The 21,227-nt window shown below is 58.5% G+C and carries 18 protein-coding genes; 4 read left to right on the forward strand and 14 right to left on the reverse strand.

Going from position 1 to position 21,227, the window contains the following annotated elements:
• Positions 1-17: 17 nt before the first annotated feature.
• From bglB to OVA10_RS21630, 7 genes are all read right to left on the reverse strand, one after another.
• Positions 18-1,106, reverse strand: coding sequence for a beta-galactosidase BglB (gene bglB, locus OVA10_RS21600; protein WP_107702322.1), 1,089 nt, complete (start codon positions 1,104-1,106; stop codon positions 18-20).
• On the reverse strand, positions 1,103-3,490 hold the full coding sequence (locus OVA10_RS21605; protein ID WP_268196771.1) for a hypothetical protein: 2,388 nt from the start codon (positions 3,488-3,490) through the stop codon (positions 1,103-1,105). The genes bglB and OVA10_RS21605 overlap by 4 nt, the downstream gene beginning before the upstream one ends.
• A 250-nt stretch (positions 3,491-3,740) precedes the next feature.
• Positions 3,741-5,414: a hypothetical protein gene (locus OVA10_RS21610; protein WP_268196772.1), complete on the reverse strand. Its 1,674-nt coding sequence runs from the start codon at positions 5,412-5,414 to the stop codon at positions 3,741-3,743.
• Between the two features lie 69 nt (positions 5,415-5,483).
• Positions 5,484-6,551: a DUF2955 domain-containing protein gene (locus tag OVA10_RS21615; RefSeq protein WP_181827284.1), complete on the reverse strand. Its 1,068-nt coding sequence runs from the start codon at positions 6,549-6,551 to the stop codon at positions 5,484-5,486.
• Positions 6,541-7,608 (reverse strand): HlyD family secretion protein, encoded by a 1,068-nt coding sequence (locus tag OVA10_RS21620; protein WP_123429545.1) that lies wholly within the window; start codon positions 7,606-7,608, stop codon positions 6,541-6,543. Before OVA10_RS21620 ends, OVA10_RS21615 begins: the two co-directional genes overlap by 11 nt.
• Before the next feature lie 2 nt (positions 7,609-7,610).
• The gene (locus tag OVA10_RS21625; RefSeq protein ID WP_100777776.1) at positions 7,611-8,075 is read right to left on the reverse strand and encodes a MarR family winged helix-turn-helix transcriptional regulator; all 465 of its coding nucleotides are present in this window, start codon (positions 8,073-8,075) and stop codon (positions 7,611-7,613) included.
• Between the two features lie 126 nt (positions 8,076-8,201).
• Complete coding sequence (locus OVA10_RS21630; protein ID WP_268196773.1) at positions 8,202-9,611, reverse strand: aldehyde dehydrogenase family protein; 1,410 nt, start codon at positions 9,609-9,611, stop codon at positions 8,202-8,204.
• 99 nt (positions 9,612-9,710) lie between these two features.
• Here OVA10_RS21630 and OVA10_RS21635 point away from each other — a divergent pair, with 99 nt between their 5' ends.
• Entirely contained in the window at positions 9,711-10,613 is a 903-nt protein-coding gene (locus tag OVA10_RS21635) for a LysR family transcriptional regulator (RefSeq protein ID WP_268196774.1), read from the forward strand.
• Here OVA10_RS21635 and OVA10_RS21640 read toward each other — a convergent pair.
• Positions 10,600-11,079: a carboxymuconolactone decarboxylase family protein gene (locus tag OVA10_RS21640; RefSeq protein WP_123429548.1), complete on the reverse strand. Its 480-nt coding sequence runs from the start codon at positions 11,077-11,079 to the stop codon at positions 10,600-10,602. The genes OVA10_RS21635 and OVA10_RS21640 overlap by 14 nt on opposite strands.
• 101 nt (positions 11,080-11,180) lie before the next feature.
• On the opposite strand from OVA10_RS21640, the gene pdxR reads away from it, so the two are divergent.
• Together pdxR and OVA10_RS21650 are read left to right on the forward strand one after the other, a co-directional pair.
• Positions 11,181-12,572, forward strand: a complete 1,392-nt coding sequence (gene pdxR / locus OVA10_RS21645; RefSeq protein ID WP_268196775.1) for a MocR-like pyridoxine biosynthesis transcription factor PdxR — start codon at positions 11,181-11,183, stop codon at positions 12,570-12,572.
• Positions 12,573-12,677: 105 nt separating this feature from the next.
• On the forward strand, positions 12,678-12,932 hold the full coding sequence (locus tag OVA10_RS21650) for a DUF4282 domain-containing protein (protein ID WP_102104517.1): 255 nt from the start codon (positions 12,678-12,680) through the stop codon (positions 12,930-12,932).
• A gap of 45 nt (positions 12,933-12,977) precedes the next feature.
• On the opposite strand, the gene OVA10_RS21655 is transcribed toward OVA10_RS21650, so the two are convergent.
• Positions 12,978-13,148 (reverse strand): DUF1127 domain-containing protein, encoded by a 171-nt coding sequence (locus OVA10_RS21655; protein ID WP_181827280.1) that lies wholly within the window; start codon positions 13,146-13,148, stop codon positions 12,978-12,980.
• A 176-nt stretch (positions 13,149-13,324) separates the two neighbouring features.
• Here OVA10_RS21655 and OVA10_RS21660 point away from each other — a divergent pair, with 176 nt between their 5' ends.
• Positions 13,325-14,740, forward strand: coding sequence for an aminotransferase-like domain-containing protein (locus OVA10_RS21660; RefSeq protein WP_268196776.1), 1,416 nt, complete (start codon positions 13,325-13,327; stop codon positions 14,738-14,740).
• Positions 14,741-14,779: 39 nt separating this feature from the next.
• Here OVA10_RS21660 and foxA read toward each other — a convergent pair whose 3' ends face one another.
• The 5 genes from foxA to OVA10_RS21685 form a co-directional block, all read right to left on the reverse strand.
• Positions 14,780-16,888: a ferrioxamine B receptor FoxA gene (foxA, locus tag OVA10_RS21665; RefSeq protein WP_248860250.1), complete on the reverse strand. Its 2,109-nt coding sequence runs from the start codon at positions 16,886-16,888 to the stop codon at positions 14,780-14,782.
• A gap of 121 nt (positions 16,889-17,009) precedes the next feature.
• Positions 17,010-17,981 carry a helix-turn-helix transcriptional regulator gene (locus OVA10_RS21670; RefSeq protein WP_248859614.1) on the reverse strand — a complete coding sequence of 324 codons (972 nt, stop codon included), beginning with the start codon at positions 17,979-17,981 and terminating at the stop codon, positions 17,010-17,012.
• Between the two features lie 84 nt (positions 17,982-18,065).
• Positions 18,066-19,187 carry a ribosomal protein uL16 3-hydroxylase gene (locus tag OVA10_RS21675; protein WP_248859613.1) on the reverse strand — a complete coding sequence of 374 codons (1,122 nt, stop codon included), beginning with the start codon at positions 19,185-19,187 and terminating at the stop codon, positions 18,066-18,068.
• Between the two features lie 531 nt (positions 19,188-19,718).
• Entirely contained in the window at positions 19,719-20,324 is a 606-nt protein-coding gene (locus tag OVA10_RS21680) for an ATP-dependent Clp protease proteolytic subunit (RefSeq protein WP_268196777.1), read from the reverse strand.
• A 64-nt stretch (positions 20,325-20,388) separates the two neighbouring features.
• The gene (locus OVA10_RS21685; protein WP_268196778.1) at positions 20,389-21,159 is read right to left on the reverse strand and encodes a DeoR/GlpR family DNA-binding transcription regulator; all 771 of its coding nucleotides are present in this window, start codon (positions 21,157-21,159) and stop codon (positions 20,389-20,391) included.
• Between the last annotated feature and the right edge of the window lie 68 nt (positions 21,160-21,227).

The following is a 21,227-nucleotide window of genomic DNA, read 5'->3' on the forward strand; positions in this document are numbered from 1 at the left end:
CTATCCGCTCTCGCGGGTCAGGTCACAGAGGTTTTGCCAGGCCAGTCACCCTGCTCCCTCTCCAGCAGGAGCAGCATCGTTAACGCCTGAGCGTAGGGAACGGGGGCCATCGCGATATCGCAGTAATACTGGATATCCCAGCCCAACATGGTGCCGCGTGAGGCTTCGAGGACGATGCCGTCCTCGTCAATGCGCGCCATTACGGCGTCAAACGCCCGCAGCGCGTAAACGCTGACGGAATCATCCAGAATGCCCATCCGAACGCCGCGCAGCATGCCGTAGGCAATCCCCGCCGTGGCGGAGGATTCCTGAGGTGAGAGCGGATCGTCGAGCACCGTGTGCCACATGCCGTTGTCAGCCTGGAGCGTGCACAGGGAGCGCACCTGGCGCGCCACCACCTGCGACAGATAGCGACGCACGCCTGTGTCCAGATGCTCGCCCATCAGTTCGATAAATTCGGGGATTGCCACGGTGATCCACGCGTTGCCGCGCGCCCAAAACGCCCCGGCAAAGTGGTGTTTATCGACAAACGTCCAGCCGTGATACCACAGCCCACTGGCCGGATCGCTGAGATAGCGGGTGTGCAGCAGAAACTGGTATCCCGCCTCGTCAATCAGGTCGCGACGCTTGAGCACAATCCCCGCCACGCCAAGGAAAAGGCAGGTCATAAACAGCGTGTCGTCCCAGAGCTGGCCGGTGTTGGGCTGCTCTTTCACCACGTGCTGGAAGCCGCCCTCTTCAGTTTTGGGCAGATCACGCAGCAGGGCGTCGGCCCAGTCGTTGACCGTTTTCAGCAGATCCTCACGCTGATGTTGCCCCGCCACCAGCGCCAGCACGATCATCGGTGCGGTGGTGTTGATCTGTATCTCCGGCAACCCTTTGGCGATCTGCGCCTCATACCATGCGAGGATCGACTGCTGCAGCGCCGCGTCCTGCTGGTGCGCGGCGTAACGCCAGAATCCGTAAAGCCCGACGCCGATTTCCCACTCCCACTCCTCAAAGTGGATCGCAAAACCGTCGCCAACGCCCACTTCATTCAAATTCTTCAGACGGCAAAATCCGCGCACCACGCGGTCCAGCGTGCTCATCCGTTCATCCTTGTTCATGCGTTTACGTCCTTGAAAATAATGCGTGGGGCAGTGCTGTGCAGAGCGGGAAATGTCGCGGCGAGATCGTGATCTTTCTCGATCGTCATTGCGCCCATCCGGGCGCTGAACGCCGCAAAAGCCACGTCGTCGCCGTAGCCCGCTTCCACGTACCACGCCACGTCGCGTCCCGCCGCGCGACACTCGGTTCCGGCCGTAAGCCCGTGGTCGATGGTGTGCAGGGGAGCAGAGCAGATCACCGCCGCAAAAGCCTGACCGGCGCGAACGATACGGGCGTGCGTCGAGGCGATGACACGATCAAAGGCATGTACCGGCAGGTGAAGATGCGTCCACGGCAGGGCTTCTTCTTCAGCGATGTGCCAGCGCATCACAGCGCCGTTTTCCTGCTGCATCACATGCGGCATTACGCCGTTTCCCGCCCAGAATGAAGGCCGCTTTTCGCCGCCTGGCTCGGCTTCACCCGGATGATTAATCCAGATTTTGGCGTCAGGACGGGAAGCAAATTGCAGATCGAGCAGATGCTGCTGATGGCCTGGCTCCCCCGTGTGGTGATCGACGCAGGAGGACAAACTGACGCCCGGCGCTTTCCAGAGGCAAATATTCCCGCCACCGCAGGTGTACCACGCGGTCAGTTCGCCTTCGCAGAGCGTGGCGTACTTCTCTGACTCGGCAGGCGGCACGTAGTCGCTGGCGCAGAACAACGGCAGCGAGGCGCATTTGCGGTTATAGCTGCCGCCCCCCCAGGCCACCGCGCCGTAAGCCGACAGCTCGGTGAGCCTCCCTGCCAGCAGCTCTTTTTCGTAGACGCGGCCCATGGTTCCGGCGGCGACGCCGTTCTGGTAATGCAGCGAGCTTAATAGCATTAAGCGGTCAATGAGCTGACCTGCGCGGGTGCGAATCGCCTGGCTCTCGGCCAGCTGATAAAGCGCGAACAGGCCAATATAATCAACGGGATAATAGGGCGCGGAGTTCCACTCGACGAAACCATGCACATCGATGGCGTCGAACCACTGCACCAGACGCGCTTCGGCAATCGCCTGCTGTTCGCGCCCAAGGCGGCCCGAGGCGATAAACTGTTCGTCCGGGAAAAACTGCCCCGCCAGATACTGGGCGGTATGAAAACAGAGCGCGTGGTTTTCGCTCCAGAACCACATCACGTCGCAGCCCTGTTCGTCGAGCCAGTAGCGATAGCCCAGCAGAGTCGATTTCACCCGTCGCCAGAGGGCTGGCGGGAAATGCTCCCCCTGGTGATAGCGCCAGATCCACAGCAGCGGCACCAGCGAAAAATCAGAGCAGTCTTCGCGTGCGCTGATGCGCTTGAGAGTGCTGTTCAGCAGGGTTTCACACTGAGGGCCGTATTCGTGCAGGTGCATCATCGCCAGCAGGCGGCAGGTGCGATCCATGCCATGCGCGGCGATATAGCGCAGCGCTTCCTGTTTGCGCCCTGCAAGGGTGGTGGCGCGGGCAAGCACCGGCGCATCGGGCGTGACGTTGATGCCGACGTGACGCGTGAGTGTCACTTCACCACGCTGGAGCATCAGTCGCAGCTGATAGTGCGCCTCACCGATATCCGCCGGTAACGGCAGGGCGATTGTCGTTTCTCCGGCGTTTAGCGCGCCAAAATCGAGTGTTCTCGGCGTAAAGTTGTCGTTGCCCATGCCGCGCAGTTCCCCGCGAAGCACAACGCCCGCAGGGACTGGCACACTGCCGTGCAGCCCCACGCAGTGGTCAATGGCCGCCAGTTCCGGTCGCAGCCCGCCCGCAAACTCACTCAGACAATCGACCGCATCCCCCGACATGCCGGGCAGCGCCACGCCAAGAGGCGCGTCATCCAGATAGACCATCTGCAGAGCAAAAAGGGTGTCGCGCTCAAACAGCTCGTCGAGATGGATCAGCAGGCTATTTTTGCCCGCGTTCAGCGGCAGGCGCACCTCGACATGCTGCAGGGTATTGCGCGTAAACGGCGTATGGCAGAGGGTTTCTGTCCCCTCAATCCATATCCGTACGCCGCCACAAGTACCCACACGAAACAAAAATTCCCCGGTGTATGGCGCGAAAAGATCAACCGTCAGCCAGCGCTGAAGGTGGAAAGGCAAATGGCGAAAATCAGAAAATGAAACGCTGTCGTTCTCACCGCTAAAGGTCACTTCTCGGCACGGCAGCGCCTGGGCGGGATCGACCGCGCGCCGGGCGTGCGTCTGGCGAAAGCCGCGGCGGCAGAACGCCTCTGCTTTCGGGCCGGAGCCGTTGCGAAAGTGATAGTCTATTTCCGGGTCGATGGCTTCGCCGGTATAGAATTCAGCAAAGCGCTCTTCCTTTGCCGCGGAAAAGAGAAAACGCGTCAGCGCTTCGCCCTGTTTAAGTTGCCAGTCACCCTGTGACATATTTTCCTCGCCTTCATACGACTTATCGATTGCGGGCCAATCATCAGCGGGATTGCACTTTTCGGCGAGCAGCCAATAGTGGGGATTGGCCGGAACTGCCTGGCAACTCACAAAGCGAGCCACCACCGGGGAGACGACGTGACGACGATCACGCCTTACGTGAAATGAAAAAAAAGAATGTGACGATGGGCGCACAGCCATTGCGCCGTGCACGTGTCTTGCGCGACGTTCGTCACATTTTTGGCAGGATTTAGCCCTTCAGCGCCTTTAGCTCCTCGCCCAGGCTATCGGCCAATGCCCGTACGCGTGAAGCATCAAACAGCACGTGCAATCCCGGCGAGGCGTCCGCGTGTTTCGCGCAGTAGTCTTCCATTTCTGACGCGCTGCGATACAGCTCCTGAATGTTGATCTGGCAGATCTCGCGCATGCTCCAGCTGTTTTCCACCTCACGGGCAAAGCGCAGAGTGAAGAAGGCTTTCTGAGCGTGCAGGAACAGGTGGCAGTAGAGCGCAAAGCCTTGCCACTCCTCCAGCCAGCGGTTTTTCAGGGCATACGGGAACGCGGCGATCTCCGCGAAACGCAGCGCGCGTTCACGTAAGCTCACAGAGGCGTCGCGGGCGTCATCTTTCTCTTTGGCGATGCGCGTCAGGCAGGCGGCGGATGTCTCCACATCGCTGGCGTCAAAGGAGATATCGCGCTCGGAGCCTGGCAGCCAGTGGTTGCGATTGAGCTGTCCGTAGAGGCTCCACACCGCCTGGCCGTAGCTTTCCGGCACCTGACTGTGGCGGTGAAACACGTGGTCGCGGACGTAAATCGCGTTATAGAGCACCTGTCCGGCCTGCTCCAGCAGGGCGGTGAACTGGTCAAAGACCGGCGGTTCAGGGCGCCAGCCGTAGCTTTCGTCGAGCCAGTACGTCAGCAGCTGATCGCGCGACAAATGGGCGCCATCATTCGCCAGCATCCGGCTGCATGCCAGCAGATTACATTCGCTCAGGGTGCCCATGATCCAGTGGTTATCGACCCCCTCCCAGCTGGTTTTACACACCGCGCCGCGAATCGCCGGATTGCTGCGACACCACAGCAGACGGCCCTGCAGCTCGTCGATGCGCGGGAACGGGAAAATCCCCCAGCCCACTTCTTCGCCCACCAGATCGATATCCGCCCACACTTCGCGCTCGCGGACTGCCAGCAGCGCCGGGTTATTCGGAAACGATGGCCAGAAGCGCTCGGGAGTCAGTTTGATGGAGACGCTGACGCTTTCGGGCAGCGGGCGGATCGCCTCCAGCACGTTGCCGAGATCGTGATTGCTCGCCGGGAACACCCGCAGCACCAGATGCTTGTTCTCTTTCTGCATCGTCCGGGAAAGCGCGCTGAAACAGCGGCTGTAGAGGGAAAAACTGCGCTCGTCCCGCTCGGCAAGCCGGGCATTGTCTTGCCCCTGTAGCGCCCAGTTCGGGCGCGAAATGGGCAGCAGGCCGTCGGTATTGGAAATCGCCACCAGCAGGCCGCTCAGTGCCGGAATGCGCTGGCAAATCAGCGACACTTTCTCGCTCAGATACGCGCACCAGAAATCGACGTCAAAGCGCACGCCGTGGCCCGGCTCGAACAGATGCGGATGCGCCAGCAGCAGGTCGGTCGGGAAGTTGAACTCTTTGGCCTGCAGATAAAAACGCAGTCCTTTTTGCTGGCACAGTTTACCGAGACGATTGAGATGGACGCAGCGGGCGCGCTGCTGGCTGGAGAGGCGATCGTTGTACTGAAGCGGGGTGTAGCCCTTGGGCGAAACCAGCATGTCGAACAGGTCCACCTGCCCGACAATCACGGTATTGAAATCATGCGCGACGGCGTAATCCACCAGCTCGCAGGCCTTATCCCAGTTCCAGTAAGCCTGATTATTTAGCTCCAGCGCCCTTGTCTGCCACATCTCCCTGCTCCTTTTGTCGCCCAATTGACCGGCCGACAGTCATAGCACAGAACGCAGAAAATAGGTGTGTCACGGTTCTCGAATGACGTAGCGGGTCGGCTCAAAAAGGTTCAGGAACAGATGCACCAGGAACACCAGCGTCAATGTGGAGACCAGCGCCACCGTCACCGAGACGATGCGGTAGAGATCGCTGAACACCAGATCGCCGTCAGGGTGCATGTTCTGACCAAACATAATGCCGATGGTGGTGATGCTGGCAAATCCGACGCCCGCGCCGACTTTTTCCATGACGTGCAGACGTGCGCCAAACGCCAGCCCGAGGCCAATCAGCGGCATCATCAGCAACATGTGGCTGCTGTGATCGTAAAGCACCAGCTGCATTACCAGGATGTACAGACAGCCGAGGATCACCCCGACTACGCGCCACAGGGAGCTTATCACCGCGCCGCGATAGTTCATCGGAAAGAGGATCAGCACGCCCGCCATCAGCGCCGACAGGGAATCGCTGAGATCGCTTATCTGAAAGACAACAAAAATCAGCGTTGCCACAGTGCCGGAGAGCAGGGATTCGTGGCGCACGCGGGCAGCGTTTTTCTCAATCAGCGGCGGCGGCTTGCGCGGTTCGACGTCCGGCAGCAGGTAGTTCATCAGCGCGCTTAAACAGACCGCCATGATGCTGGCCTCTATGTTTGAGAACAGCAGCGTGTGCCAGTTCGTGGTCGGATAACTCATGAAATTGAGCATCACGCTCTGACACACCACCCCCATCGAGCCAAACAGGAACAGCGGCCCCTTGCTCATAAACCGAAAACGCATCACGTAGAGGGCGAACACCACCAGCGTCATGATCAGCGGCCATTGTGAGAGATAGCCGATGATAATTACCATTTCGATGCAGTTCAGCGACGCGCTAAAGATAAACTGCTTCGCCACGTGGCGGTTAAACACCGGCACCAGCGACAGCAGCATGATCGGGTAGACCACGTAAAAGACGCCGTAGCTGGTGTTGTAAAACGTCGAAATGCTCAGCGCGATCATCCCGGCAAAGACGATGCGCAGAGTCTGGCGAAAGTCGTTCGCCGTGTAGACGATGTTGCCGTGCGGGGTAAAGACCCGCGCGAGCGTATTAATAGACATAATGCAGCAGGCTCACGAGGTGAATTTGCAGCCCGGAGAAGAAGCGGGCGAACGGCCCTTCGCTGTTGTACAGCTGCACCGTGGCGCGGGCGCCGGTTGGCAGGTGTTTTGGCAGCGTTTCGTCCAGCGCGATGTGAATGCGCATGCGCTGCGCGTCACGCACCCAGCGGTTGGAGGTTTCAGGCTGAGAGAGTTCGCCGTTCACCGCCTCCTGTCCCGCCAAAATCCCGGCGTCACTGCTGGTGACGTGCGCGCGGAAAACGCGGCCCGGGAAGGCGTCAAACACCACCGCAGCGTCGGTGCCCTGATGGGTATGGCGCAGGCTTTTCTCGCGGAAATCGGCGACGATATCAGTCTGGTTATTCACCAGCGCCAGCGCGGCAGAGCCTGACGAGGCGTAAAAGCCGGGGCTAAGCTGCACGTTGCTCACGGTGCCGTCGGCCAGCGCGTAGACCTTCGTCCAGCTCAGGTTTAGTTCCGCCTCTTCCAGTGCGTTGCGATATTTTTGCAGTGTCACGTTGCGCTTCTCATCCCGCTCACCGCGCTCGATGCGCAGGTTATGGATATTAGCTTCAAGATTCGCCACCGACTGTTCGCTGCTCTGCCAGGTGGTGCGCACTTTATCCAGATCCGATTGCGAGACGTTCTGCAGGGTGCTCAGGCGCTGATAGCGGTCAAAAGTGACTTTATCGTTGCGGGCGGTCAGCTGCGCCGTTTTCAGATTGGCCTGCGCGGCGACAATCTGCGCGTCCAACTGCTGATTCGAGAGCCGGGCCTGTTCCAGAGCGATCTGGGCGGCTTCGACCTTATTGCGAAACGGCGTCGGGTCGAGTTCAAACAGCACATCGCCTTTTTTAACCTGGCTGTTGTTGTGGACGTACACCGCTGCGACGTTGCCGGAAACGCGCGCGGAAACCGGCGTCACCACACGCATCACGGTGGAGTCCGGCGTCAGCGGGATCCAGATATCCGCGACGATAAAATAGACAAACATCAGCAGGAAAGAGGCAATACTCACCCTAACCCAGCGGGCAAACTTTTGTTCAGGAGTCATTATTTTTAGATCTTGTTGTCTTCTTCGCGGATTGACCGCAAATTGCAGGCGATTTGATTTAATGTTGCGCAGAAAATCTCAAGATGTTCAGGCGCGATATTATATGACACGCGTTGCTGAAAATTTTCGACCACCTGGGTGAGCGTTTTCAGGACCGCGTGACCTTCCGGCGTGAGGGTTAGCAAGCGGATGCGCTTGTCATAAGGGGATACCGTGCGCAGCAGATAACCCTGCTTTTCCAGCTGAGTCAGGGTGCGCATCAGCGGCGGCAGTTCGATACCCTGCACTTCCGCCAGTTCGCTGACCGAGACGTTATCGCCAAGCGATTTGAGCTGCATCATCACCGTCCAGCTCGACTGGGTGAGTCCCGTATCGAGAATGGCATCATCAATAACCGCGCGCCATTGACGCACAATCATCGCCATCCGCATGCCCATCGGCCTGCGGCAAAACAGATCATCTTCGCTCACGGCAACCCCCCTCTCATCACCGTAAGCAAGATAATAGTTATCAGGGTAACTATCAAGAAACGAGAGGGGAAAGAGCAGGAATTGCGAATTCATAGGCCGGTGGGCAGGCGCCCACCGGGCGGGGTATTATTCAAGAATGGTTTTGGGCTCCATAAACGCGCTGATCCCCCACGCGCCCATCTCGCGGCCTACGCCCGAGTGTTTGAATCCGCCGAAAGGTGCTTTCGGTTCGTGGGCGAGCGTATTAACCAGTACCCGGCCAGACTCAATTTGTTGTGCAACGTCACGCGCACGCTCGCCGCCCAGTACCAGCGCGCTCAGGCCATAATCCGTATCGTTGGCAATGGCGATAGCTTCGGCCTCATCGCGATAGGCGATAATCGACAGCACCGGGCCAAAAATCTCCTCGCGGGCGATGGTCATCTGGTTATCGACATCCGTAAACAGCGTCGGACGGACAAACCAGCCGTTTTGTGTGCCCTCCGGACGCCCTTCGCCCCCTGCCAGCAGACGCGCCCCCTCTTCTGTGCCTTTGCGGATGTAACCCTGCACGCGCCGCCACTGTTTTTCGCTGACCATCGGCCCCACTTCCGTCGCCGGGTCACGCGGATCGCCCGATTTTACTGCGGCCATCGCCTGCGCCAGCGCCGCTTCGCATTCCGCTTTGCGCGAGCGTGGCACCAGAATACGCGTTCCGGCCACGCACGCCTGGCCGCTGTTCATCAGGCCAGCCTGGATTGCCAGCGGAACCACCTGGGTTAAATCGGCGTCTTCCAGCACAATCGTCGGCGATTTACCGCCTAACTCCAGCGTTACGCGCTTAAAGCTCTCAGCGGCGTTGCGCAGAATCGCTTTGCCGGTAGCGGTTGAACCGGTAAACGATATTTTTGCCACGTCCGGATGACGGCTGATAGTCTCCCCCACCGTCTCGCCGCGCCCGGTCACGATGTTAAACACGCCCGGCGGTAATCCGGCTTCGCTCAGGGCCTCGGTGATAATCTGCGTCTGCCATGCGCTCATTTCGCTCGGTTTAATCACTGCCGTACAGCCCGCCGCCAGCGATGCCGCCAGCTTGCCGCAGATAAACCCTGCATCGCTGTTCCACGGCGTGATAAGCCCCGCCACGCCAAGCGGCACCATCTGTACCGTGGCGGCGCCGACCTGGGTCGTGAATTCAAACGCCGTCAGCGCGTCGATGGCCTGGGCTATCACCTCTGCCGGATAACTCGCCATCCACGCCGATCGCGACGCCGGAGCACCGTACTCTTCGATAATCGCCTCCAGCAAATCGTCATGACGCGCCGCGACTGCCGCATGCATCCGTTTGAGGGCCGCAATGCGCGCCTCGCGTGTGGTCCTCGCCCATGCCGGAAACGCAGCCTTGGCCGCGCTGATGGCGCGTTCCGCGTCGAGTTCATCCGCAAGCCGGACCTGCCCGAACACCTGCGCGGTCGCCGGGTTGTAGAGATCAAAACGCTCTGTGCCGTGCGGTGTGACAAATTCACCGTTGATAAAAATCCGATCGATATGACGCATAACACCTCCTGAGGCTGGAAGAACCCAGTCTGGCACGCCTTTTACGTTTCGATAATCCACGCTATCCTGCAAAGGTTATTGCGATTTTCAGGACAATCTATGCACCGTTCAGGACTGACAGAGCTGGAAGTGGTGATGGCCGTGGTGCGGCGCGGCAGTTTTCGCGGCGCAGCGCAGGAACTCAACATGTCGGCGACGGCAGTGAGCAATGCCATCGCCGGGCTGGAAAGCCGCCTGCAGACGCGGCTGTTTAACCGCACCACCCGCAGCGTTGCGCTGACGGACGCCGGGCAGCGCTATGTGGCGCGTATCGGCCCGGCATTGCAGGCGATCCGCCAGGCCAGCGAAGAGATCCACAGCGAGACGGACGAACCTGCCGGAACGCTGCGCCTGAACGTGCCGAACAATATCGGCACCCTTTTTCTGGACGATCTGCTGATCGACTACATGATCCGCTACCCCAAAATGCGCGTGGAGACCGTCAGTGAAGCGCGCCTGATCGACATTGTCGCCGAGGGGTTTGACGCCGGGATCCGCCTGGAAGAGTCTGTCCCACAGGACATGATCGCCATCCCGCTCACCGCCGATATCCGCCAGTTGGTCACTGCCACACCGGACTATTTTGCCCGACACGGTATTCCGCAAACGCCGGATGATTTGCGCCACCATCAGGGGATTGGAATGCGCATGTCGCACGGCGGGATTTATCGCTGGGAGCTGGAACGGCGCGGCGAGCGCTATGCCCTGGCCGTCCCGCCGCGTTTTGCGACGTCGGATCTGTTTGCCTCGATACGGGCGGTGAAAGCGGGGCTGGGAATCGGTTTTTTACCGGAACTTTATATCCAGCAAGAGCTGGCATCGGGGGAACTGGTGAGCGTGTTAAATGACTGGACGCAGCCCTTTGCCGGGCTGCGCCTCTACTATCCCGGCCACCGGCACGTCCCGCCGGGGTTGCGGGCGCTGGTGGCGCTGGTTCGCGAACGCGGGATTATTCCAGGTTAGCTTTGTTCAGGCCGTAAGCCGCATCCATTGCACCCGGCTCCATGCGCGAGGTAATTCCCAGACGGTTCCAGGCGTTGATCGCCACGATGGCAAAGTTAAGCTCTGAAATCTCGGTGTCGGAGAAGTGCTCAGCCACGTTGCAGTACAGTTCGTCGCTGATGCCGTGGACGCTGATTTGGGTCAGCGCTTCGGCGAAGGCCAGCGCCGCTTTTTCACGTGCGCTGAACAGCGGCGATTCGCGCCATGCGGTCAGATGATACAGGCGCAGCTCGCGCTCACCGGCAATTTTCGCCTCTTTCGAGTGCATATCCAGACAGAACGTGCAGCCGTTCAGCTGAGAGACGCGGATATCGATCAAGTGCTTCAGGGCCGGGTCGATGGAGGTTTTGCCGATCGCCATGCTCAGGTCGGACAGGGCTTTGGCAAGTGCAGGTGTGGCTTTATGGTGGTTAACGCGAGTGCTCATTGTCTTTCCTCTTTTTGTGCGGCATATCAAATGCGATGGGGCAAATCTACGCCGATCATGACATAGTAAAAAGACACAAAATCCAGGAAACGAGGTAGGACATGAAATCGGGCTATCACGATATCTACACCCGCTATCGCGACAACATCACGCGCGGCGTGCTGAAGCCCGGCGACAAAGTGCCTGCCATCCGCGTGCTGGCCGAAGAGCTGAAAGTGGCGCGCAAAACCGTCGAAACGGCTTACGCGATCTTGATCGGAGAGGGCTATCTGGTGAGCGAGGGGGCGCGCGGGACGCGGGTGAATCCTGATTTAACCCTCCCGGCGAAACAACCGGCTCCCACTGAGCAGGCCACCGGCACGCTGCCGGAATCGCTCATCAGCCAGCGCGAGCGCGCCGGTTTCCTGCGTCCAGGTATTCCGGCGCTGGACAGTTTTCCCTATAAAAAGTGGCTGCTGCTGGCAGGCCAGGCGACGCGATCGATGCGTCAGGAAGAGATGCTGAACCCGCCGGTCATGGGCTGGTATCCCCTGCGCCAGGCGATTGCCAGCTACCTGAACATTTCGCGCGGATTGTCCTGCACGGCAGAACAGGTGCTGATCACCAGCGGGTACAGCGGCAGCCTGCGGCTGATCCTCGATACGCTGGCAAGCCGCAGCGATAAAGTGGTATTCGAAGATCCGGGCTATTTTATGGGGCAGCAGCTGTTAAAGCGGATCGTCCCGCGCCTGCACACGGTGCCCGTGGATCGCGCCGGAATGGACACAGAGTATCTTCTGCGCCACCACCGTGACGCCCGTTTTGCCATCGTCACCCCTTCACATCAAAGCCCGCTGGCGGTAACGCTTTCTCTGCCGCGCAAACAGCAGTTGCTCAACTGGGCAACGCATAACGAGGCGTGGATCATCGAGGACGACTACGACGGCGAGTTTCACTACACCCGCAAAGTGCTGCCGTCGTTGAAAAGCCTCGATCGTCACGACCGGGTGATCTTTATGGGCACGTTCAGCAAAACCGTGATGCCCTCCCTGCGCATGGGCTATCTGGTGATGCCCGCCAGCACCGTGGAGGCCTTTACCGACTGCGCGGATATTGTTGCCAGCGGCCAGCCGGTGCTGACGCAAAAAATTCTCACCACCTTTCTTAACGATGGCCACTTTTTCCGCCATCTGAAAAAGATGCGCACACTCTACCAGCAGCGTCGCGACTGGATGATCGCCGCACTACAGGAGGTGTATGGCGAGCGGTTTTTCACAGAGCAAAACGATGGCGGAATGCATATCGTGGCATTCCTGAGCGCAGGCAGTTGCGACCGCGAGATCGCCCGCTGCTGGCAGGCGCAGCAGCTGCAGGTCAATGCGCTTTCAGAGTGGTATCGCGGTTCCGGTAAACGCTACGGGCTGGTGATGGGCTATAACAACGTGCGCAGCTATGACGAGGCGCTGGAACTGCTGCGACGCCCGCAGGCCGAGACCCTGCGCCTGCTGGAATAGCCAGTATCGGACCCGATAAATTTCGTAGGTGTGCGTGGCAGAACATCTCTTTATACTCTGCGGGCTTATTTCGTCGGATTCCGACATTTTTCTAAGGACAAGAAAATGAAGTCAATTTTAGGATTTGATTATCTGTTAACGCCGCGCGTGCTGGTCTTTTTCTACTGGATCGCCATGGTGCTGATTCTGATCGGCGGTGTGTATTCCATGTTCACCGAGCATCTGTTTACCGGTTTTATCGGCATGATTTTCAGCCTGATCGGCTGTCGCGTGATGTTCGAGCTGATTATGGTGGCGTTTAAAAATAACGAATACCTGCGCCGCATCGCGGAAAACACCAGCAAAACCACCGCAGAGTAATCTTCAGGCATTTATCTGCTCCCCCGCAGATAAATGCCCTGCCATTCAGATATTGCATGCATCATTTCGCGTTAATCCGACATCCTTCAGCTGTTCGTCGCTCATGCCCTGCAACACACGTCGCGTCTGCTGGCGGCGACGCCATTTGATCAACGCCTGCCAGATAAAAACGAAGCCGATAAAAGGTCTGTTTGGGCGGTTTTCGTTGAATTCCATGATGTTCTCCTCACGCTGTTTGAGGCTCTATCATCGTCGGAAACCGGCTTTACAATACAGATTCAAAAACAACTTTTCTTTAACATACAGATCCGCTAAAAATGAATCTGCATGGCGATTTTCGCCCTTATCTGTACTGGTTTAACCATCTGTATGGTCACATTCGAGGATACAGCATGACGCGCTACCAACATCTGGCCAATCTTCTGGCGCAACGCATTGAACAGGGGCTGTATCGCAGCGGCGAGCGGTTACCGTCGGTGCGTGCCCTTAGCCAGGAGCATGGCGTCAGCATCAGCACCATTCAGCAGGCCTATCAGACCCTCGAAAATCTTCAGCTGATTACCCCCCAGCCGCGTTCAGGCTATTTTGTCTCGCAGAAAAAAGCCCTGCCGCCCGTTCCGGCGATGACCCGCCCGGTGCAGCGCCCGGTGGACGTCACCCAGTGGGATGAAGTAATGATGCTGCTCGATGCGCGCGGCGATCGCGAGATGGTCTCCTTTGGCGGCGGCTCGCCGGATCTGACCCAGCCAAGCCTGAAACCCCTGTGGCGCGAGATGAGCCGCATCGCGCAGCACAACCCGGCGGAAATGCTGAGCTATGACGTGCTGGAGGGGCGTAAAGAGCTGCGTGAGCAGATCGCGCGCCTGATGCTCGACGGCGGATCGACCGTCGCGGCAGACGAGATCGTCATCACCAACGGCTGTCACGGTGCGCTCTCTCTGGCGCTGCTCTCCGTGTGTAAGCCGGGGGATATTGTGGCGGTAGAGTCGCCGTCGTTTCACGGCACCATGCAGATGCTGCGCGGGTTTGATATCAAAGCCATTGAGATCCCAACGGATCCTGAAACCGGGATCAGCATTGAAGCGCTGGAACTGGCGCTGGAGCAGTGGCCGATCAAAGCGGTGATCCTGGTACCAAACTGTAATAACCCGCTCGGGTTTATCATGCCGGAAGCGCGCAAACGGCAGGTTCTGGCGCTGGCCCAGCGACACGATATTGTGATCGTTGAAGATGATATTTACGGTGAGCTGGCGGCGGAATACCCGCGCCCGCGCACCATTCACTCTTTCGATATCGACGGGCGCGTGCTGCTGTGCAGTTCATTTACCAAAACCGTCGCCCCTGGGCTGCGCGTCGGCTGGATTGTGCCTGGTCGCTATTACGACCGGGTGATGCACATGAAATACTCGGCGGGCGGGTTTAACGTTCCCGCCACGCAGATGGCGGTGGCGGCGTTTATCCGCGACGGGCATTACCACCGGCATGTGCGGCGTATGCGTCAGATTTATCAGCAAAATATGGAGCGTTACACCTGCTGGGTGCGGCAATACTTCCCGGCTGAGATTTGCGTGACGCGCCCGCAGGGGAGTTTTTTGCTGTGGGTGGAATTACCGGAGCAGGTGGATATGGTGTGTGTCAGTAAGCAGCTGTGTGCGCTGAAGATTCAGGCTGCAGCGGGATCGCTGTTTTCCGCATCCGGGAAATATCGCAACTGTCTGCGGATTAACGTCGCATTGCCGCCCAACGAGAGAAATCGTGAGGCGCTGAAGAAAATGGGCGAGGCGACTTATATCGCTATGGAGGAGTAGTGTTGCCGCCGGGCGGCAACACTCTCCATGAGCCTCACATCAGAACTTCCAGGACACGCTGCCGACGATACTGCGCTCTGCGCCGAAGTAGCAGTAAGAGAGCGAGTTACAGGCCGCCACGTAGCTTTCGTCCGTCAGGTTGTTCACGTTAAGCTGCGCGCTCAACCCCTTCACACCCAGTTTCGACAGATCGTAGCCCACCGCAACATCCACCAGCGTATAGGATGGGAGCGTGTGCGTGTTCTGGCGATCGCTCGTCACACCGTTCACGTAACGCACGCCGGAACCGAGCGTCAGGCCGTCAAACGGACCGGTTTTGACGTCGTAGCTCAGCCAGGTGCTGGCCATATTGCGCGGGGCGTAGACGGCGCGTTTGCCCTCCTCTTCCGGGCTGCTCTTCTTATAACGAATGTCCGTGTAGGTATAGGCCGCCTGCACGCGCAGGCTGTCGGTGAGCTGGCCGATAGCTTCCAGCTCCACGCCTTCCGATTCGATCTCCCCGATGGAGCGGTACGGATCTGTCGGCTCCTCTTTGGTGGCGATGTTTTTCTGGTTAATGCGGAACACCGACGCACTGAACTGGCTGTTCATCCCCTCCGGCTCCACCTTCACGCCCGCTTCCCACTGCTTGCCCTTCATCGGGTCCAGGATCTGGCCGTTCTCATCGGCAAAGCTGGTCGGCGTGAAGGCCGTGGAGTAGCTGATGTACGGTGCAATACCGTTATCGAACAGGTACAGCAGCGCCGCACGGCTGCTGAAGTTGTTCTTATCCAGATCGCTGCGGCTGCTGTTGAGCTTGTCGATATTGGAGACGCTCACCTGGTCGTAACGCCCGCCCAGCGTCAGTCGCCAGCGGTCGATGGACATCTGATCCTGCAGGTAGTAGCCCGTCTGGCGCAGCTTGTGCTTCTCTTTGCTGTACATGGTGATGTAATCCGGCTTCGCGCCGTACACCGGGTGGAAGGCATTGATCGGCGGGAAACCACCGTAGTAGCCAGTGGTATTGTTGCTGCGATCCTGATAATCCAGACCGATCAGCACGCGGTGGTTCACCGCCCAGGTATCGAAGCTGCCGTCCACCTGGTTATCCAGCGTGATCGCGTTCATCTTCTCGTCGGAACCGGAGTAGCCGCGATTCAGATCCGTTTCGTTCAGCCATCCTGCGGCATAGACCTGATTCAGCTCGACTTTGGTATGCAGGTAGCGCAGCTTCTGGCGCACCGACCAGCCGCTATCAAACATATGTTCGATGTTGTAGCCGACCATGTTCTCGCGGCGGTCATATTTGTCGTAATCGTCTTCGCCTTCAAAGAAGGTATTGGAAATCTTCTTGCCGTCGTGGGGAACCACGGTGCCTTCGTACGGCAGGCCAGAGTGGCTCCCGCCTTCCGGATCGCGATGCAGATAGGCCATCAGATCGAGACGCGTGTTGTCGGTGATACGCCAGGTGAGGCTCGGCATCAGCGCGTAGCGCTCTTCCTTCAGCGGGCCAAACTGCGAATCGGCGTAGCGGGTCATCCCGCTCAGACGTGCGGCCACGCGGTCGTTATCGTCCAGCGGACCGGTGACGTCGAACATCGCCCCGCGCTGATCGTTATTCCCGGCGAAAAGTTTGATCTCACCGCCCGCATCAAATGAGGGTTTGCGCGAGGTCAGCGCCACGATACCGCCCGGCGAGGAGCGCCCGTACAGCACGGATGCCGGGCCACGCACCACTTCGATATTTTCCAGGAACCAGGGATCGACGACCAGCGAGCTGTGGGAGTTGGTATCCCCCATCATCTTCAGACCGTCGAGATAGACGTTATCCAGGCTGCCGTCGGAGAAGCCGCGCAGCACGATGTAATCAAAGCGGTTCGACGCACCAATCTGGTTGCTGTAGACGCCAGGCGTATAGCTCACCGCCTGGCGCACGCTGGTCGCGCCCTGCTCTTCGAACTGCTCGCGCGTCACGATCGACACCGACTGCGGGGTTTCGATATCGGGCGTTTCGAGTTTGGTGGCGCCACTCTGCATTTGCGAGGTGACAACGACGGTTTCGGTTTTCGGCGTATCCTGCGCCAGCAAAGGGAACGCAACGCTGCCGGTCACCCATCCCACCAGCAGTGCCAGCCGTGATTTAGCGAACATGAAAGTCTCCAAAGGTATTTCTAATTGTTAATAAGAATTATTACCTTTTTGAGATCGCAAACAGCTATGCACGACGCCAGGTGACGTATGCGAAATGACAAATCGTATGCGGGAGATTCGCGCGATGGCGAAAAGTGAGTTAGCCGTGTCGGCGCAGATCGCCGGGGGAGATACCGTATCGACGGCGAAACGCAGTGGCGAAATTGGTCGCGTGCTGATAGCCGGACATCCACGCGGCCTGCTGCACGCTGTGCCCTTCCAGCAGATAGCGGCGTGCCAGCTCCAGACGGCAGTCGCGCAGGTAATCAAACACCGTTTTGCCGTAGGCGTGGCGGAACTTCGTCCGCAGGCTGCCAGAGCTCATGGCCGCCTGCGTCGCCAGCTGTGCGAGGGTGTACTCCTGTTCCGGCGACTGTTCCAGCATGCGCCGGATACGTTCCAGACGGGCATGTTCTCCGCTCGGCGACAAAGCACTGCGTCCTGTTTGCGGCTGGCACTGGTTCAGACCGTGGCCGAGCAACTGGTACATCAGCCCTTCGAGCAACAGCGTGCGCGCCACGGCGCTCAGCCCCTTCTGCTGCGCATGCTGAATGCCGATCAATACAAATCCAGGCACCGGCCAGACGAACGTTGGCGCATCCAGACGCTGCCATTCCTGAAGCAGCGTTTCCAGTAAGCTCTGGCGATCGGCATTATTCGGATAGACGCCAAAGGAAAGAGTTTTCAGGGTGCAGTCCGCGTCGTGACGGGCGCTCATCGCCTGCTGTTCGCTCAGCTGCGAGCTAAAGGCCATCCCCGGCAGCACCTGATATTCCTGGCCGTTCAGCGTCAGCGTGACGCAACCTTCCAGCACCACCAGCATATAAAGCGGGCTGCTGTGGCGGGAGGTGGTTTCGTAGGGCTGGAGCACGCGCACGTCGGAGTGCGTCAGGGAAATACCGGAGGAGAGGGTCATCTCTTCGACATCGCCGTGCAGAACGGGGCTGTCCCAGGCGTTATCTGCCAGATGCGGAAAGCGATAATCAATACCGTAGCGCTCGCCAAAGCCAATAAAATCCTCAACGCAGAACAGGCGTTTGGTTGAGCTATCAGGCTGTGCGGCAAGATTCATGATGGCGTTTGCGTGGGCGGATGACACACGAACATTAACACTGCGGCGGCGCAAAGGCTACGCCGCCGCAGGTCATCGTTCGGATTACTCTTCGAAGTACCAGTAACCCTGGTTAATCAGATCCGTCAGTTCCGCGATAAACGCCGGGTTTTTCAGCGCGTCGCCGAGTTCGTCCTGGCCAAACTCGGTGTAACGGCACAGCACATCGGCCGCTTTCGCATCTACCGTTTCGAGCAGTTCGCTGTTGATAAAGAAACTGCCGCCCACGTTCAGCACGCGCAGACCGCTCAGGCGGGAGAGCGTTTCGCCGCCCTGCAAGGCATCCAGCACCTCTTCAGGTTCGTAAGCCGGTTCCGCCGCGGCGATATCCAGCTCGTGACGCGGAGTGCTGACAAAGCTGCCGAACCATTTTTTGAAATCTTCTGGCTGGCTGATCATCTCGATCATCATGTTGCGCAGACGATCAAGTTCGTACTGCTCTACGCGGCCAGGGTGTTCGCGACAGGTCAGATCCGGATCGCTGTAGTGCTCGCCGCCCAGATCGTTTTCCAGCGCGTAGTCGGCAAAGCTGCTGATCAGATCACGACCGTTAGGCCCACGGAAGCCCACGGAATAATTCAGCGCGGTTTCGTGGGTAAAGCCGTCGTGCGGGAATCCAGGCGGAATGTAGAGAATATCGCCCGGCTCCAGATCTTCGTCGATAATCGGCGTAAAGGGATCGACGTGCAGCAGCGCCGGATGCGGGCAGAACTGACGCATCGGCAGCTTGTCGCCCACGCGCCAGCGGCGGCTGCCCATCCCCTGAATGATAAACACATCGTACTGATCGATGTGCGGGCCAACGCCGCCGCCAGGCACGGAGTAGGAGATCATCAGATCGTCCAGACGCCAGTCTGGCAGCACGCGGAACGGGCGTACCAGCTCAGCGGACGGCATGTGCCAGTGGTTCACCGCCTGCGCCAGCAGCGACCAGCCGTTTTCACCCAGTCCGTCAAAATGCTCGAAAGGACCGTTGCTCGCCTGCCACTCACCGTTGAAATGGCTGACCAGACGGCTGTCGACTTCTGGCTCCATCGCCAGGCCCGCGAGTTCATCAGGCGTGATCGGATCGACAAAATTCGGGAAGGCATTTTTCAGCACAACGGGTTGTTTTTGCCAGTATTTTTCAAGAAATTCCGGCCAGTTGAGATTCAGTTGATACGCCATGGAAAGCACCAGTGAGAAGGGAAACAGGTCCGATTATGAGAGACGAGCCGTGAGGCTGCTTTGTCGTGGGTCAATTGGCCGCCAAATCCCTCCCCTTCAGCCGTTCGCATGACACACCGTGACAGTTTCAGCCTTTAAGGTTATCGCCCGATCCCTGGCGACTTATATCGTTAATGACTATGAGCGCGCTGTTACGAGGCCTGATATGAGCCATTACACTGAACTTCCTGTTTCAGGAACGGTTAGCACCACGATGGGCGTTTTCACACGCAGGGAAAATCCGTCGGTTTTTTCGCCCGTTGCGAATGCGCTACCTGCCGGGAGTCGCGTGACGGTTCAGGGGGCGGTGGTGGGAGATGCGGTTGAGGGCAATGCGCACTGGTATCGGGTGGGCGAGGATACCTTTATCTGGGCCGGGGCTTGTACACGGCTGGAGCCGTATCCGGAATTTCCGGAGGTCATAAGACCCAACTGGACAGCGATTATTTTACATGAACGTTAGCGCCCGAAACCGGGCGCTAACAGGAACACTTAATCCAGTTTCAGTTCATCATACTGGGTGATGATTTTGCCCACGACGCCGTAATCCAGCGCCTCGACAGGAGACATCCAGAAGTTACGGTCGGTGTCTTTCTTCACTTTTTCCAGCGGCTGGCCGGTCGCATCGGCGATCAGCTTGTTCACGCGGTCCAGCATGCGAATGATTTCACGCGCTTCGATTTCGATATCCGTTGCCTGACCACGCACGCCGCCCAGCGGCTGATGGATCATGAAACGGGTATTGGGCAGCGCATAGCGGTGCTCTTTTTTCGCCGCCAGGAAGATGGTGATCCCGGCGCTCGCCACCCAGCCGGTCCCGATCACGTGCACGTCCGGGCGGATAAACTTGATAAAATCGTGAATGGTATCGCCCGCTTCCACGTGGCCGCCCTGGCTGTTGATGTACAGCTTGATCGGATCGTTGCTCACGCTTTGCAGCAGGATCAGTTGGGTGATCACTTTCTCGGCCAGCGCCTGGTCAATTTCACCGGAGATAATGCTCGAGCGAGACTCGAGCAGTTTTTGCTGAAGCGCGCCCGCGCCGTTTTTCCCTTCTGATTTTTCTGTGTTGTCGCGATCTTTCTGTGTGAAGTGCATTGTTATTATCCTCGGCTTTTAGCGCTCAAAGTGAGAGTGTAGCCTGTTTTGCCTGGCAAAGTCGTCAGGCGCACACAATGCGAACATCCTGAGTCGCGAACGCATTAAGAACGTCCTGGTTCATACTCGCTTCAACCACCAGCACATCGATATCACCGGTTTTGGCGACCACGAAGCGCGCCACGCCGGGGATCTTGTCGGTGGTCAGCGCCACGATGGTCTGATTGCTTTGGGCAATCACCGTTTTCTTGAACTCGCAGTCGGCAAAATCAAAGCCGGTCAGCCCCATTTCTGGGTCCATTGCGCAGCCGCCGATAAAAGCCTGATCGAAGATAATCCCCTGGATCTGGCTGGCTGCCGTCGCCCCAACCGCGCCGCCGGAGGCGCGCTGAATCTGCCCGCCAGTCATGATCACCTCACACAGCGGGTGGCGCAGCAGCTCCGCCGCAATTGCCGGCGAATTGGTCACGATAGTCACCTTAAGATCGGCAGGCAACGCTTTCGCCAGAGCCAGATTGGTTGTGCCGGTATCCATAAAAATGCAGCTGCCGGATTTGATAAAGGTTGCCGCTTTCTGCGCGATCATGTCTTTTTTTGCAGGATTTTTTTGCTCGCGGCTAAGGAAGTTTCCCGCATCCGGCAGTTGAAGCACCGCGCCACCGTAGACCTTTTTGCATAATCCCTCTTTGCTAAGCTCATGTAAATCACGGCGAATTGTGTGCTCAGACACCTTCATCTGGGTGGCTAACTCCGTGCAGACTACCCGGCCCTTCTCCTGAAGGATCTTGCGGATCAGGTCTTGTCGTTGTTCCGGAAAAGCAGCATAATCGAGCATAAAGGGTCCTGTTAAAATCCAAATCGAGCATCAATGCGCATAATGTTGCATGACGCTCACCCTGTCAA

The organism is Lelliottia sp. SL45 (assembly GCF_026672535.1).
Classification (GTDB): Bacteria; Pseudomonadota; Gammaproteobacteria; order Enterobacterales; family Enterobacteriaceae; genus Enterobacter; species Enterobacter nimipressuralis.